Below are 12,624 nucleotides of genomic sequence, written 5' to 3' on the forward strand. Positions count from 1 at the left end.
TTGCCGGTGAGCGAGCGACTGCATGTCAATGCTGAATCTGGACCGCCGCCTGGCGAACCGATCATCGACAGGAGAAACCGTATGGACGAGACCGCCATTGTTGCCCGGATGGCTGATGAGCGTGCCATCGAGCGCGCACTCATCACTTTTGCGCGTGCAATGGACGATCGGGATTGGGTCGGGATGTCTGCCATCCTCAGTGAGGACGCCGTCGGTGATTTCGGCAGTGGCAGGGTGGAGGGAAGTGCCGGGGTCATCGATCTCATTCGGACATATCTGGACAATTGCGGTGTTACACAACATCTTCTAGGAAACATCCTCATCGAGGTGGACGGCGATAATGCCACGAGTTGTGCGTATGTCCGCGATCTACATCTATCCCGGCATGACCCCTCGACGACCTTTCACACATTGGGCGACTACCGCGACCGGTGGGAACGCCGCGACGGCAGCTGGATCCTCGTCGAACGGGTCAAGGCGAACCGCGGAACCGTGGGCTCGCTGGAGGTTTTCGCATCGCTGTAGTCGAACACCGGCAGTACCACACACACTGCGGTGGAAGCCACATTCGCACCCGTCCGGATGGCAGGTGAATTATCGGTACCGACGTCTCCGCTGGTCGGAGGTCAACCGTGCAGAAGCGCCTTGGTGTCGGTGCACAGTTGGGCCCGGGCAGCCTGTGCCAGGTCGAGGCTTGGCATCGTGACGAACCCGTGGATCCCGCCGTCGAACCGTCTGATCACCGTGGGCACCCCGGCCGCGTCCAGCGCCTCTCCATACGCCAAGCCCTCGTCGCGCAGCGGATCGTGCCCGGCGATGATCACCACCGCGGGCGGCAGGCCGCGCAGGTCGGCATGGATGGGGGAAACGTAGGGGTCGGCGCGGTCTGCGGCGTTGGGCACGTACTGATCCCAGTACCACTGCAGCGCCGGCGCCGGGTTGTAGAAACCCTTCCCGAACAAGCGGTAGGACTCGGTGCCGAAGTCGGGATTCAGCATCGGATAGATCAGCAGCTGGGCAATCAAGTTCGGGCCCCGGCGATCCCGTGCCATGAGCGCGGTGACCGCAGCAAGGTTGCCTCCGGCGCTGTCGCCGCCGACGGCCAGCCTGAAGACGTCGCCACCGAGCGATCCGGCGTTGTCGGCCGCCCACCGGGTGACGGCGTACACGTCCTCCGCCGCGGCCGGCCAGGTGCTTTCCGGCGCCCGCCGGTAGTCGACCGAGACCACCACCGCGCCAAGACGATTCGTCATGTCACGGCACAGGCCGTCGTGGCTGTCCAGATCACAGAAAACGAACCCGCCGCCGTGGGCGTACACCAGCACCGGCGCCGCTCGGGTGCGGTGCGGGCGGTAGATCCGCACGGGGATGACTCCGCCGGGTCCGTCGACCTGGTAGTCGGTCACGCTGCCGACAGCTTCGGGATCGGGGGAGACGACCAGCCGCGACCGAATGATCGCGCGTGCTTGCGCACCGGTCATGGTCTGGACCGGTGGGAAACCGCTGTCCAGGGCTTCGATCATCCCGGCGATCTGGGGGTCGAGCGTCGCTCCGGCGGTGTCGGCGGTCATGCCGGCAGCATGCTCACGGTGTCGTTCGCGGGGCGCGAGGCGGGCCCGCCACGCAGCGGCCGCACCTGCTGCAGGGTGGGAGCCACCCGCTGAGTGCCGTCTTCGACGTTCCGCCAGATGCCCATCGCGGTCATCCGCACCGGGGCGGCCAGTCGCTGGTCGAAGCTCATCCGGTTCATCGGGCCACACACCGACAGTGCCGCCACGGCCTCACCCTGTCCACCGATGGGCGCGGCAACACAGCCGAACCCGGGCAGGGCCTCTTCGCGGTCGAAAGCGACCCCGTGCGCGCGCACCTTGTCCAACTCGGCGGCCAGTTGGGCGGCACTGGCGATGGAGAACTTGGTGCGTCGATTGGACAGGTCCACCTCATCGCAGGCATCAGGGTTGTAGGCCAGCAGCACTTTGCCGATCGCCGTACAGTGCGCCGGTTGACGGCCACCCACGCGGCTGGGCAGCGCGGCCGCCATTCGGTCGCCGACCTTGTCCAGGTACATCACATCGGACCCGTCCAACACGGCCAGTTGGACCACCAGGCCGGTGGCCCGGTGCAGGTCGTGCAGCAGCGGGCCGGCGGCTTTGTGCAGCCGATCCTGATGCACTGCCAGCGAACCGAGTTCCACCAGCCGCATGCCGAGCTCGTAGTCGCGGCCGTTGCGGCGCAGCCAGCGCAATTGCACCAGACGTTCCAGCATGCGGTGTGCGGATGACCGGGGCAGGCCGGTGCGGCGCACGATCTGCGCCAGGGTGAGTCGGCCGGGGCCGTCGAAGGCGTCCAGTACCAACGACACCCGGTCGATCACGGCGCTGGGGGTGGTGGATTCGGACAGGGGTTCGGCCACGGCAGTCAAGACGCCTCCTAGGGGCTGAGAAGCGGATCACATATTCCTATTAGGAATATAACTGTTTGTATCACAGCGGGGTGCGCCGTGTCACACCAAACGCGCCGATCCATTCCAGTCACTCCGGGCGGCCCCCGGAAACGCCGACGCGGGACCGGGTAACAGCAGGTCGACCGCTGATCCCGGCCCCGCGTGGGCCGATTCGGGAGTTCTAGCCAACGATCAGCCGCTTGCAGCCCGCCGGCCGGCGCGTCGTCCGTAGAAACTGCCGTCTCCCAGCGAGATTCCGCTGGCGTATCCCCACGCCGCCAGGCCAGCGGCGCAACGGCCGGCCGCGAACAGCCCGGGAATCGGATCACCGCTCACGTGCAACACCTCTCCGTCGAAGGTGGTGCGCAGCCCTCCCAACGTGAAACCGCCCGTGCTCTCCCGCAGGTCGATGGCTCCCACCGGCGACCCGATGGGGCGTAACCACTGCTGCTTCTTGTGCAGCAGGGGATCCTCGCCCCGCTCGGCGCCGGCGTTGAACGCCGCGACCGTGGCCTGCAGTGAACCGGACGGCAACCGCATCTCGGCCTCCAGATCGGCCACCGTGTCGCACACCCAGGTGGGCGGGCGGAGCATCAGCTGGGGTGACAGTGAGGCCATGGCCTCGGCCTGCGCGTCGCCGTCGATGATCAGGTACGCGGTGTTGTCCTGGTGATAGAGAGTGAGTTGCCCAATCCGGCCCGGGTAGGTGTCCTCGGCGACGTACCGTTGCCCCCGGCCGTTGACCAGGATCCCGCGCACCAGCTGTTGGGGATCGGCGAAGATCGCGACCTCGGTGGCATCCATGTGGGCCAGGTCGGCGCCCAGCGCCTGGGCCAACCGGATGCCGGTCCCGTCGTGCTGCTCGATGGACGCGGCCGGCCGGCCGGCGATCCGCGGTGCATATGCCGCGACCATCGTGTCGTTGTAAGCAAAGCTGCCGGTGGCCAGCACGACGCCCCGGCGGGCCCGGATGGTCACGTCTGCGCCGTACTGCTTGGCAGTCACTCCGGCCACCCGGCCGTCGGATTCGACGACGAGCCCCTGCAGCCGGACGTCGTAGACAGCCTTGGCGCCGGCCGCTGTTGCCGTGTCCACCAACGGCTTCATCAGCATGTAGCCGGCGCTGGCCTCGCCCTGCTTCTTGCCCGACATCTGCGGCACGTGCCCGCGGGGAGCTGGGGTGGCAATGGTGTTGAAAGGGTATGAGTTCTCCCCGCCGCTGTACATCAGGCCCTGGTCGCCCATCGGCTCCCAGCCCGGCTCGCCGAAGAACTCCGCCTTGAACGGCACTCCGGCGCCGACCAGCCAGTCGAAATGGGCGACGCTTTCGGCGCAGTAGTCGGCAATGCGGTCGGAATCGGCACCGGGGCCCATCGCGGCGTTGAGATAGGCCGCCATGTTCTCGACAGAATCCTCGAATCCACAAGCCTTCTGCAGTTCGGTTCCACCGCCCAGGTAGATGAAACCGCCGGCCATGGCGGCTGCACCACCCCAGGAGCCGGTGCGCTCCAGCACCAGTACGTCGGCGCCGGCCCGGGCCGCCTCCACCGCCGCGGCGGCGCCGGCGACACCGTACCCGGCAATCACCACGTCGGCCTCGTGATCCCAACGCGTGATCTCAGCGGCGGGGACGGGATGAAGAGCCTCGTTCGACGTCATGGCCGCATGGCTGCCGGTAGATCACTGACCCACTGATGACCCCAGTAGCTGTCAGCGGTGATTTCCTCTGCGGTGTAGTGGCTTTCGTCCACTCTCATGCCTTCGGTGCCGAACTCGATGTCCCAGTCGCCAGGGGCCCGCACGTAGAAGGAGACCATCTTGTCGTTGGTGTGGCGGCCCAGCGTGGACGACAGTTGGAAGCCGTCGGTGTTGACCCGGTCCAGAGCCTGGCCCACGGCGTCGAGGCTGTCCACCTCCACCATCAGGTGCACCAGCCCCGGATCCCGCAACGTGGTGGCCGGGCAGATCGCCAGGCTGTGGTGTCGCTCGTTGATCCCGAGGAAACGTACCCGCACGGGTCCGAACTCCTTGGGCACCGGCACCCGGAAGGCGCCGCGGGACCTGAAACCCAAGACGGTGGTGTAGAAGTCGAATACGGAATTGACGTCAAGCGCAGGCAGCACGACGTGGCCGAGACCCTGTGCGCCGGTGACGAACCGCGCATCGAACGGCGTCACCACCGGGCTGTGGTCCAGGACGGCGCCGTGAAACACTTCCAGCGAGGTGCCCGCCGGATCCTCGAACGCGATGACCTCTTCGACGCGGCGTTCGTCGGCCTCGTCCAGCGAGAGTTGCTTGTAGGGCGTGCCTGCGGCGTCCAGGGCGGATTTGACGTCCTCGAGAGCCTCGTGATCGCGGACCTCCCAACCGATCGTGACGATGCGGTCGGCGTCACCGGGGACGACGATGATGCGCGCTGCTCGCTCGTCCATCCTCAGGTACAGCGCGGATTCGTCGGGGCCGCTGCCCTCGGCGAAACCCAGCACCTTGAAGGCGAAGTGGCGCCAACGGTCGATGTCGGCGGTCTGGACGGTGACGTAGCCGAGGCTCTTGAGCAGGTTGGTCATGGAGTATGGCCCTTTCGGTCAGATCATCGCCCGCAACAGACCCTGAGGATCGATACCCAGGGAACTCAGTGCGGACGCGTGGTAGACGGTGCCAGGAACGTGAATGGCATGGGCGACACCGGCGTGGGCGTCGCGCCAGTAGCGCTGCAGCGGCTTGTCCATCCGCAGCGCGTTGCCACCGGATCGGGCGAAGATCTGGTCGACGGCGGCCACCGCACGCCAGACCGCCTTGATCTGGCTGCGCCGCACCGCGGCCCGCTCCGCGAAAGAAATCTCGTGGCCGGCGTCGACCATGTCGAAGATCCGGTCGACATTGGCCAGGATGGCCTGGCGCGAGGCCTGGATGTCCGCCGCGGCCTCACCGACGGCGTACATGACGTAGGGATCGTCCTTGATGGCAGTGCCGTTGGCGCCCACCCGCTCGCGCTGGTAGTCGAGGTGGGCGGCCAGCGCGCCTTCGCAGATGCCGATGGTGGCCGAGCTGATGCCCAGGGGGAACATCGTCGACCACGGCATCTTGTAGAGCGTCTTGGTCATGCCGGCCTCGATCTGGGCCCGGCCGTCCATGACCTTCATCCCGTCCATGGTGCGGTACGCCGGCACGAACGCGTCCTTGACGATCACGTCCTTCGAGCCGGTGCCGCGCAGGCCCACCACGTCCCAGGAGTCGGCGACGATCTCGTAATCCTTGCGCGGCAGGATCATGTGCAGGATCTGTGGCGGCATCGCGGGCTTGCCGTCGGCGTCGCCCACCAGAGCGCCCAGGATGATCCAGTCACACGCGTCGGTGCCAGAGCTGAACTGCCAGCGACCGTTGAAGATGTAGCCGCCGTCCACCGGCTTGGCCACCCCCTGGGGGGCGTACGGCGAGGCGATCCAGGTGTCGACGTCGTCGGCCCAGATCTCCTTCGCGACAGCCGGATCGGCATAGGCGAGCTGGTATGGATGTACGCCGACAACACCGTTGACCCAACCCGCGGCTGGATCCAGGGCGGCGGTGGCCATGACGGTTTCGGCGAATTCGCGCGGGTGCACTTCGTCACCGCCGAACTCGGCCGGCTGCAGCAGGCGGATCGAGCCCACCGCCTTCATGTTCTTGACGGTGGTGTCGGTGAGCTGGCCGGTCTTCTCGGCCTCCCAGGCCTGTTCGCGCATCTGGTCGGCCAGATCCATCACGCGGTCGATAACCCGCTCGGTCATGAGTGCGCCTTCTTTCGTGAGACTGTCTTCGATGGTCTATGGGGTTTGGTTCCGCCGCCGGACGCGATCCCGGTGAATGGAATGTGCGCGGTCAGAACTCCACCTCGATTTCGTCAGACACCGGTCTGACCTGGCATCCGAGGATGGTCCCGGCCTCGATGTCCTCGGGTTCGAGGATGTCACTTGCCGGCATGTCGACTTCGCCGCTGAGCAGGGTGGCTGCGCACGAGCCGCACTGACCCTCGCGGCAGGAGTACGGCACCTCGAGCCCTGCCGACAGCATCACGTCGACCAGCGTGGCCTGACGCGGCCACCGCAGTTGGTGCTGTTGTCCGTCGATGTTGACCTGCACGGTGGGGGCGTCGGCGTCCGCGTCGGTCAGCCCCACCGGCTCGACCTCGGCGAACGGATCGCCGGTCAGGGACGTGAACACCTCGACGTTTACCGAAGTCTTGGGTACTCCGGCATCGAGCAGGGCCGCTTGAACCGCCGCCATGAACGGGGCCGGGCCGCAAATGAAGGACTCTGCTGTGCCCAGACGGCGGGCCAGAGCGGTCAGTTGCGACTGACGCGGCAATCCCTGCACCGACTCCAGCCAGTGCAGCACCGTCAGCCGGTCCGGATGCTCGGCTGCGAGTTCGCGAAGCTCGGCGGCGAAGATCACCGATTGTTCATCCCGGTTGGCGTAGACCAGTGTGACCCTTCCGGTGCCCCGAGCCAACGCCGATTTCAGGATGGACATCACCGGGGTGATACCGCTGCCGCCGGCCCAGAGCAGGAGGTGTGCGTCCAGGTTGCGCGGCGTGAACACGCCGGCCGGGGGCAGCACCTCGATCACGTGGCCGACAGCCACGTTGTCGCACAACCAGTTTGACCCATATCCGCCGTCGACCCGTTTGATGGTCACTTTCGGTGCCGAGTCGGTGTGCGGTGAACTCGCCAACGAATAGCACCGGGCTACCGCATCGCCGGATTCGTTGGGTACGCGCAGCGTCAGAAACTGTCCGGGCAAATAGCTGAACCGCGCCTGCTCGCTTTCGGCTACCGCGAAGACCAGCGACCGGGCATCGTGGGATTCCTCGATCACCTCGGTCACGGTGAGTTTCACGCTTCGAGACGGTGGTGGCGATGACACACCCGGATCATGCGCGCGCGCAGGCGCCCGCGGGAGCACCACGTCCGGTGGCCGGGACGGTGCATGTCTGACGTCCAGTGACCGGGAAACTTGACTGCGCTGTCGCGCGTCGGCGTCTAATTTGACCGACGTGGATACCGCCGCTGGCTCCCCAAAGTACATCGACGTCATCGTTGTCGGTGCCGGTTTCGCCGGACTCTATGCGCTGCACAAGTTCCGGACGCAGGGCAAGACGGTCCGCGTCTTCGAGGCAGCTTCTGACGTCGGCGGCACCTGGTACCACAACCGGTACCCGGGTGCCCGCTGTGATGTGGAGAGCGTCGACTATTGCTACTCGTTCTCCGAAGAGCTCCAACAGGAATGGAACTGGACCGAGAAGTACGCCACGCAGGCGGAAATCCTCAGCTACATCAACTGGGTCGCCGACAAACTCGACCTGCGCCGCGACATCGCTTTCAACACCCGAGTGGTCTCCACGGTGTTGGACGAGGAGTCGCTGCTGTGGACGGTCACCACCGACACCGGTGACGCGGTGACGGCCCGGTTCGTCGTCATGGCAACTGGTCCGTTGTCCGCGGCGCTCACGCCGGCGTTCCGCGGTTTAAAGTCCTTCGCCGGGGCGATCTACCACACCTCGAGTTGGCCGCACGAGGGTGTGGACTTCAGCGGCAAGCGGGTGGCGGTGATCGGCACGGGATCCTCGGGCATTCAGTCCATCCCGGTGATCGCCGAGCAGGCCGAGCAGCTGTATGTCTTCCAGCGGACCCCGAACTACAGTGTGCCCGCTGGAAACCGGCCGCTGTCGCCCGAGGATGTCGCCGACATCAAGGCGAACTACGCCGAGCGACGCCGGCTGTCCTGGCGCAGTGGTGGCGGTTCGCCGCACATCGCCCACCCGAAGCTCACCATGGAGGTCTCACCCGAAGAGAGGCGCGCGGCTTTCGAGAAGCGTTGGCAGCTCGGAGGTGTGCTGTTCTCCAAGACCTTCCGCGACCAGATGACCGACGCCGAGGCAAACGAACAGGCAAGACTCTTCTACGAGGAGAAGGTGCGAGCGGTCATCGACGACCCCGACGTGGCCGAGCTGCTGATCCCGAACGACCATCCGATCGGTACCAAGCGAATCTGCACCGACACCAACTACTTCCAGACCTTCAACCGGCCGAACGTGAAGCTGGTGAGTGTTCGCCAGACGCCCATCGAGTCCATCGACGCCAGCGGTATCAACACCTCCGACGAACACTTCGACGTTGATGCCATCGTGTTGGCCACCGGCTTCGACGCGATGACCGGCACCCTGGCCAAGATCGACATCATCGGTCGCGGAGGAAAGATCCTGCGCGACAACTGGAGCGACGGACCCCGCACCTACCTCGGGCTCGGGGTGGACGGCTTCCCGAACATGTTCATCGTGTCGGGCCCCGGCGCCCCGGCGGTGCTGGCCAACATGGTTCTGCACGCCGAGGCCCACGTGAACTGGATAGCGGACTGCATCGACCACCTCGACGACCACGGCTACCAGGCCATCGAAGCGACCGAACAAGCTGTCGACGACTGGGGCGTCGAATGCGCCCGTCGCGCCGACGCCACCTTGTTCACCAAGGCAAACTCCTGGTACATGGGAGCGAATGTGCCGGGCAAAACCCGCAAGTTCATGCTCTTCATCGGTGGGTTCGGCGTGTATCTGGACATCTGCGCCGAGGTGGCCGAGGCCGGCTACAAGGGTTTCGAGCTGCTGAAAGCCGAGTGATGACCGGCTTGCACAGCAAGGTGGTCGTGGTCACCGGGGCTGCACGAGGTACGGGCCGCGTGCACTGCACGCGGTTCGCCGACGCGGGAGTTGACGTGATCGCACTCGACGTCGATTCCGCCGCAGAGAATCTGGAGGTCACCGCGGCCGCGGTTCGGCTGCGGGGCAGCCGTTGTGTCACCGGGCTCGTCGACGTCCGAGACCTGGCGGCCATGCGCCAGGCGATCGACGGCGCCGTCGCGGAATTGGGCCGGCTCGACATCGTGGTGGCCAATGCCGGCGTCCACATCGGCCGCGCGCCTGCAGCCGAACTGCCTGAACAGGTGTGGAATCAGACGGTGGCGATCAACCTCACCGGGGTGTGGCACACCGTTGCCGCCTCGGTGCCACACATCGGCGCCGAGGGCGGCTCTGTTGTGCTCGTCAGCTCCACCAGCGGCTTACGGGGTACCGCCAACTCGGCGCACTATTCGGCCACCAAACACGCCGTCGTCGGGCTGATGCAATCTTTGGCGAACGAGCTGGGCTACAGGAAGATTCGGGTCAACACCGTGCATCCGGGTGCCGTCGGCACCGCCATGGTGATCAACGACGAGACCTTCCGACGTTTGCGGCCCGATCTCGACAACCCCACCGCCGAGGACGTCGCCGAGGTGCTGGCAGCCCGCCACCTGCTTCCGGTTCCCTGGGTGGACCCGGAAGACGTCAGCAACGCCGTCCTGTTCCTGGCTTCGGACAACGCGCGCTACATCACCGGCACCCAGCTCATCGTGGACGCCGGGTTGAGCGCCAAGACCTGACGGGCTGCTCGCGGTCAGGGGGTGCGGGTGAGAAACGACAGGACGGTGGCCTCGAAGGCAGCCTTGGCCTCGATCATGGCCCAGTGCCCACAGTTCGGGAACACGTGCAGCTCTGCGTGGGGAATGGTGCGCATGGGGATCAAGGACATATCCAGTGGGCTCACCCTGTCATCACGGCCCCAGGTCAACAGCGTCGGTGCCCTCACCTTGTGCATCTGCGCCCACGGCAGGGGAGCGTCCGAGTTGCGCAGGAAAGCCATCATCTGTGCGAAGGCCGCTTTGCCGTACATCCGGCGGGCGGCTGCCAGGGTGTCGGGATCGGTGGCCAAGTTCCACCGTTCCTCGATCAACTCGTCGGTGACCAGCGCCGGGTCGTAGACCATCGAGTTCAGCCAGTCGACCAGGCGCTGGCGGGTGGGATCCTCGGTGAACTCCTGGAGCAACCGGATGCCCTCGCTGGGCCCGGGGCTGTAGATGTTGGTGCCGATGCCACCGATGGTCACCAGGCGACGAATCCTGTCCGGGTGGTGAATGGCGATGTGAATTCCCACGCCGCCCCCCATCGAGTTGCCCACGATGTCCACCGTGTCAATACCGAGGGAGTTCAGAAACGGCACGACGGCCGCTTGGGCAGTCATCATCGGATGCCCACCGATGTCGTCGGTGACGCCGAAGCCGGGGAACTCCAGGATCAAGCAGCGGAACCGCCGTGCAAACGTCGGCAGGATGCCCCGGAAGTTCCGCCATCCGGTGACTCCCGGCCCGGAACCGTGCAGGAAGAGCACTGTCTGTTCGCCCTCGCCGCTGTCGTAGTAGCGCAAGGTTCCGCATTCCGCGGCGATCTCGCGCAGCTCCAAAGTCAATTCGTCGGTGTTGATTGCCATCGCTACTTCGTTCCGTCCCTGTCGTCCCACAACCTCGCGCCCGAGCCTGCCATTCGTTTTCTTGCCGTCGGAGGAAGGGTTCCATTCACCGGTCGACCGGGTGAGTGTGAGGCAGCCGACTTCCGGTGAGTGGACGTCGTGCTGTCGCCCGTTCCCCGAACGACAGACCATGAACCACAGCTTCAGTGGTGAGGAGACCATCAGTTGGACGACGAGATCGACGTGGTGACCTATCGGGTCAGCGACGGAGTGGCACTGGTGACGATGAACCGTCCGCGCTACCGGAACGCGCAGAACTCGGTCATGACATACGCGTTGGACGCGGCATTCGCCCGGGCCGTCGACGACGAGCACGTCAAGGTCATCGTCCTTGCCGGCAGCGGTGACCATTTCAGCGCGGGGCACGACCTCGGGACACCCGGCAGGGACCACCATGTCCACTACGAGAATCGGGCGGTCATGTGGTGGGACCACCTTGGTCAGCCCGGTGGTGATCAGCGTTTCGCCCGGGAAATGGAGGTCTACCTCGGGATGTGCCGGCGGTGGCGCGACATTCCGAAGCCGATGATCGCGATGGTGCACGGGGCATGCATCGCCGGTGGGCTGATGCTTGCCTGGGTCTGTGACTTGATCGTGGCCGCGGACGACGCTTTTTTCTCCGATCCTGTTGTGAAGATGGGCATTCCGGGGGTGGAGTACTTCGCCCATCCCTGGGTGCTGGGCCCCAGGTTCGCCAAGGAGATCCTCTTCACCGCTGATCGCTTCACCGCTCAGCGGGCCTACGAGGTGGGGATGGTGAACCGGGTGGTGCCCCGCGACGAACTCGAGGCCGCCACGTTCGATGTGGCGTCCCGGATCGCGGCCATGCCGCGCTTCGGCCTGGCCCTGACGAAGAAGGCGGTGAACCAGTGCGAGGACCAGATGGGTCTGCGCAACGGCATGGATTCTGTCTTCGGGTTGCACCATTTCGCCCATGCGCACAACGCCGAAGTGGGCACTGACTCTCTCGGTGGGTTGAACGTCAAGGCCATGGCGGGACGTTCTGATGTCTGACAGGCACGAGCTCCGAGCGAAGCTGGCGGCGGCACTCGCGGAGGCCGAGCGCACCCGGGTACCCATCGATCCATTGACCGCTGGCTGTCCCGATATCGACGTGGTGGACGCCTACGAGATCCAGCTGATCAACATCCGCCAGCGGGTGGCAGACGGTGCCAGGGTGATCGGCCACAAGGTGGGCCTGTCCAGCGAGGCCATGCAGAAGATGATGGGCGTCGACGAACCGGATTACGGCCACCTCCTCGACCAGATGGAGGTGTTCCAGGACAAGCCCGTTCCCGTCGGTACGTTCCTGTATCCCCGCGTCGAGGTGGAGGTCGGGTTCATCCTGGCCGACGATCTGCCGGGTGCAGGCTGCACCGAGGACGACGTGCTGGCGGCGACGGCGGCCTTCGCGCCGTCGATCGAGTTGATCGACACCCGGATCAAGGACTGGAAGATCAAGTTGTGTGACACCATCGCCGACAACGCGTCGTCGGCCGGCTGGGTGTTGGGTCCGGAACGGGTGTCTCCCACAGACATCGACGTCAAGAACATCGGCGCGGTGCTGCGGTGCAACGGTGAGGTGATCGCCGAGGGACGCAGTGATGCCGTGCTGGGTAATCCGGTGACGGCCGTGGCGTGGTTGGCCCGCAAGGTCGATCAGTTCGGCGTCCGCCTGCGCGCGGGTGATGTGGTGTTGCCGGGCTCGTGCACCAGGGCGATAGATGCACATCCCGGTGACCATTTCATCGCGGACTTCACTGGGTTGGGTTCTGTAGAGCTGACTTTCGAATAGCGAGGGAAACA

The 12,624-nt window shown here is 65.6% G+C and carries 12 protein-coding genes; 5 read left to right on the forward strand and 7 right to left on the reverse strand.

Annotation, left to right across the window (positions count from 1 at the left end; genetic code table 11):
* Window positions 1-6 precede the first annotated feature (6 nt).
* Complete coding sequence (locus NL241_RS11545) at window positions 7-525, forward strand: nuclear transport factor 2 family protein (RefSeq protein ID WP_494397601.1); 519 nt, start codon at window positions 7-9, stop codon at window positions 523-525.
* A gap of 101 nt (window positions 526-626) precedes the next feature.
* Here NL241_RS11545 and lipP1 read toward each other — a convergent pair whose 3' ends face one another.
* From lipP1 to NL241_RS11575, 6 genes are all read right to left on the reverse strand, one after another.
* Complete coding sequence (gene lipP1 / locus NL241_RS11550; protein ID WP_494397602.1) at window positions 627-1,571, reverse strand: LipP1 family hormone-sensitive lipase; 945 nt, start codon at window positions 1,569-1,571, stop codon at window positions 627-629.
* Entirely contained in the window at window positions 1,568-2,422 is an 855-nt protein-coding gene (locus tag NL241_RS11555; protein ID WP_494397603.1) for an IclR family transcriptional regulator, read from the reverse strand. Before NL241_RS11555 ends, lipP1 begins: the two co-directional genes overlap by 4 nt.
* Before the next feature lie 213 nt (window positions 2,423-2,635).
* Window positions 2,636-4,102, reverse strand: a complete 1,467-nt coding sequence (locus tag NL241_RS11560) for an FAD-dependent oxidoreductase (RefSeq protein ID WP_494397604.1) — start codon at window positions 4,100-4,102, stop codon at window positions 2,636-2,638.
* The gene (gene bphC, locus NL241_RS11565) at window positions 4,099-5,010 is read right to left on the reverse strand and encodes a biphenyl-2,3-diol 1,2-dioxygenase (RefSeq protein ID WP_494397605.1); all 912 of its coding nucleotides are present in this window, start codon (window positions 5,008-5,010) and stop codon (window positions 4,099-4,101) included. The genes NL241_RS11560 and bphC overlap by 4 nt, the downstream gene beginning before the upstream one ends.
* 18 nt (window positions 5,011-5,028) lie before the next feature.
* Window positions 5,029-6,210: an acyl-CoA dehydrogenase family protein gene (locus NL241_RS11570; protein ID WP_494397606.1), complete on the reverse strand. Its 1,182-nt coding sequence runs from the start codon at window positions 6,208-6,210 to the stop codon at window positions 5,029-5,031.
* 91 nt (window positions 6,211-6,301) lie between these two features.
* Entirely contained in the window at window positions 6,302-7,318 is a 1,017-nt protein-coding gene (locus NL241_RS11575; protein WP_494397607.1) for a 2Fe-2S iron-sulfur cluster-binding protein, read from the reverse strand.
* Window positions 7,319-7,475: 157 nt separating this feature from the next.
* On the opposite strand from NL241_RS11575, the gene NL241_RS11580 reads away from it, so the two are divergent.
* Both NL241_RS11580 and NL241_RS11585 read left to right on the forward strand, forming a co-directional pair.
* Window positions 7,476-9,095 (forward strand): flavin-containing monooxygenase, encoded by a 1,620-nt coding sequence (locus tag NL241_RS11580; protein ID WP_494397608.1) that lies wholly within the window; start codon window positions 7,476-7,478, stop codon window positions 9,093-9,095.
* The gene (locus NL241_RS11585) at window positions 9,095-9,895 is read left to right on the forward strand and encodes a mycofactocin-coupled SDR family oxidoreductase (protein WP_494397609.1); all 801 of its coding nucleotides are present in this window, start codon (window positions 9,095-9,097) and stop codon (window positions 9,893-9,895) included. The genes NL241_RS11580 and NL241_RS11585 overlap by 1 nt, the downstream gene beginning before the upstream one ends.
* 14 nt (window positions 9,896-9,909) lie before the next feature.
* Here the strand turns inward: NL241_RS11585 and NL241_RS11590 are convergent, their stop codons facing one another.
* Window positions 9,910-10,779: an alpha/beta fold hydrolase gene (locus tag NL241_RS11590; RefSeq protein ID WP_494397610.1), complete on the reverse strand. Its 870-nt coding sequence runs from the start codon at window positions 10,777-10,779 to the stop codon at window positions 9,910-9,912.
* 204 nt (window positions 10,780-10,983) lie between these two features.
* On the opposite strand from NL241_RS11590, the gene NL241_RS11595 reads away from it, so the two are divergent.
* Both NL241_RS11595 and NL241_RS11600 read left to right on the forward strand, forming a co-directional pair.
* On the forward strand, window positions 10,984-11,832 hold the full coding sequence (locus NL241_RS11595; protein WP_494397611.1) for an enoyl-CoA hydratase: 849 nt from the start codon (window positions 10,984-10,986) through the stop codon (window positions 11,830-11,832).
* A complete protein-coding gene (locus tag NL241_RS11600; RefSeq protein ID WP_494397612.1) occupies window positions 11,825-12,613 on the forward strand; it encodes a 2-keto-4-pentenoate hydratase in 789 nt (262 codons plus the stop codon). The genes NL241_RS11595 and NL241_RS11600 overlap by 8 nt, the downstream gene beginning before the upstream one ends.
* The last annotated feature ends 11 nt before the right edge of the window (window positions 12,614-12,624 follow it).

This window comes from Mycolicibacterium sp. SMGY-1XX (assembly GCF_059132455.1).